Source organism: Methylobacterium variabile (assembly GCF_001043975.1).
Lineage (GTDB): Bacteria > Pseudomonadota > Alphaproteobacteria > Rhizobiales > Beijerinckiaceae > Methylobacterium > Methylobacterium variabile.
Genome location: NZ_LABY01000512.1, coordinates 1 through 625, shown reverse-complemented (window position 1 = coordinate 625; position 625 = coordinate 1). Strand labels below are relative to the sequence as shown.

At 72.0% G+C, this 625-nt stretch carries 1 pseudogene; it reads right to left on the bottom strand.

Annotated features, from left to right (window positions below):
- Window positions 1–178: 178 nt before the first annotated feature.
- Window positions 179–304 (bottom strand): annotated as a pseudogene (locus VQ02_RS37925) (DNA-binding response regulator); the annotation flags it as partial.
- Window positions 305–625 lie beyond the last annotated feature (321 nt).

The window sequence follows — 625 nt, the reverse complement described above, 5'->3', positions numbered from 1 at the left end:
GCGACGGCGACGTCGCGCTGGAGCGTCGTCAGCATCACGGCGCGGGCCGAACGGTCCCGCTCGAGGAGCATGACCGCGAAGGCGAGCGCCTGCCCGCACAGGAGCCCAGCGAGCAGGATCAGGAAGAGCCGGCTCCGCAGGCTGCCCGGGAGGCGCGCCCTCATCCCTCGCATGCCGGCGCGCGCATCTGAAGCCCGCCGTCGGCCACGCTCAACCGCCGGCCGATCTTCCTGAGATAGCCGGACACCGGCTCTCGGATCTCGCGGTCGTCGTCGACGATCAGCACGTGGTCGATGTGCTCCACAGGCGCTCCCCCGGGCTCGACCTCCCGAGTAGAGCCGCGCCGGCGCTTCGGCGACCGGTTGTTTGTATCGCCGTGTAGCGACGGCGGAGCGGCGCCCTGCACGGTGATACACGATCGGTGGATCCGCACGCAGGCAGGAGGGGCTCGCGCACCCGGGAGATCGATTGCCGGCCGGGGGCGCTGCTCCGACCGTACACCCGGTCAGATGACCGGGTAGGGCCCGAGAAACAGGTCGCCCATCGCCCGCCGCCGCAGGTAGGTCAGGCGCCGGCGCCGCAGGTGCTCGGGGCGGTCGTGGATCAGGTGGCAGCGCTGGCACCA